The organism is Streptomyces sp. NPDC102274 (assembly GCF_044766385.1).
GTDB lineage: Bacteria > Actinomycetota > Actinomycetes > Streptomycetales > Streptomycetaceae > Streptomyces.
The window spans coordinates 1-1,331 of sequence record NZ_JBIWLW010000146.1; the positions used below are offsets into that span (position 1 = coordinate 1).

The window sequence follows — 1,331 nt, forward strand, 5'->3', positions numbered from 1 at the left end:
CCAATGCCACGAAGTTAAGGGCATGTTGGCGATGTCAAGGCATCGGGGAGGGTGATCTTGTAGGTGCTCGGTGCCGTGCGGATGAGCCGACCGTTGCGAGCCCAGTAGCAGAATTGCGCGGTGAGACTGCTGAGGGCGCGCCCCGTGGAAGCGAGGCCGAGGCGTTGTGCGATGTCGCGGGTGTGCATGGCCTCGTTGGAGTTCGCAGCCAGGATCTGGCAGACCAGGCCCCAGCGGCCCGAGGGGGCTCGGCCTGGATCGTGCGTACTGGGGAGGGCCGGGGGATGCACGGTGATCTCGATGCTGGTGATCAGTGTGCTGTCTCGAGGTCGTCCGTCGCGGTTCCAGCTGTTGTAGCGGGAGGTTCCGCACCTCACGATGCGGGTGGACAGTCGCATCCGGCGCCCGGGAAGCAGCGCGTGCAGGACACGGGCACCGATGTGTCCCACCAGGCCGTAGTTGATCGGCCCGGTGGCCGCACTCGCGCCGACGAGACTCACGACCGTGTCACATGCTGCCTCCAGAGCGACGGTGAAACCGGCCCGGTCGGGATCGTGGCCGGGCAACGTCTCCACCGCGGTCACCATGACCGAGCGCAGGGCCTGGTAGAGGGTGAGCAGTGCCCACATCTCCTGAATGAGACCCACCGGGTCCTTCGAACGTAGAACTCGGCCTTTGAGCAGGGTGTGCGGAGGGCCAGTAGGTGATCTCGATCTCCCAGCGCTCGTGGTAGAGACGCACCAGGTGGTCGGCGGGATCGGTGCGGTGGTCGCTGAGCGTGGTCAGCAGGCGATAGGTACCGCCGAAGGCGTCGCCGTCGGCGGTGCGTGAGCGGACGTCGGCCTCGATCACCCGCAGCGGAAGACCCCCAATCCGAGTCAGGTATGAGCCGTCGGGCAGCAGCGCCAGCACCGGCGGGCGTCGGGTGCTGGTGGCGCGTATCAGGAACTGCGCGCCCTGAGCTGCGATGTCCTTGAGTAGTTCGTTGCTATCGAAGGCGCGGTCGGCCAAGAGGAGCATGTCCGGGGTCAGGTGGCCGACAAGGTCGTGGGCGTAGTCGGTCTCGCCCTTGGTAGCGGGACCGAAGACAGCTCCGATCAGGCCGCGGGTGCCGGTTTCGCACAGGGTCATGAGCATCAGACGGGGATAAGCCCCCGGCCCGTAGCGCCGTTGGGTGCGGCCGAGCCAGGACCGGTTGCGCTCATGATCGGGGACGGACAGGCTCCCGCAGCCGTCGAAGGCGACCGTACGCCAGCGGCGATAGCACACTCCGGGCGTGGACGGCTGGGCCAACGGGCCGGCCAGCACGTCGAACAGTCCCTTGAGCGGGG

2 protein-coding genes are annotated in these 1,331 nt (G+C 67.3%); both read right to left on the reverse strand.

Going from position 1 to position 1,331, the window contains the following annotated elements; all coding sequences use genetic code 11:
* Positions 1–14 precede the first annotated feature (14 nt).
* Positions 15–500: a hypothetical protein gene (locus tag ACIRQP_RS42460; protein WP_403900841.1), complete on the reverse strand. Its 486-nt coding sequence runs from the start codon at positions 498–500 to the stop codon at positions 15–17.
* Positions 501–507: 7 nt separating this feature from the next.
* A partial coding sequence (locus ACIRQP_RS42465; RefSeq protein WP_403900843.1) for a transposase occupies positions 508–1,331 on the reverse strand: 824 nt, incomplete at its 5' end.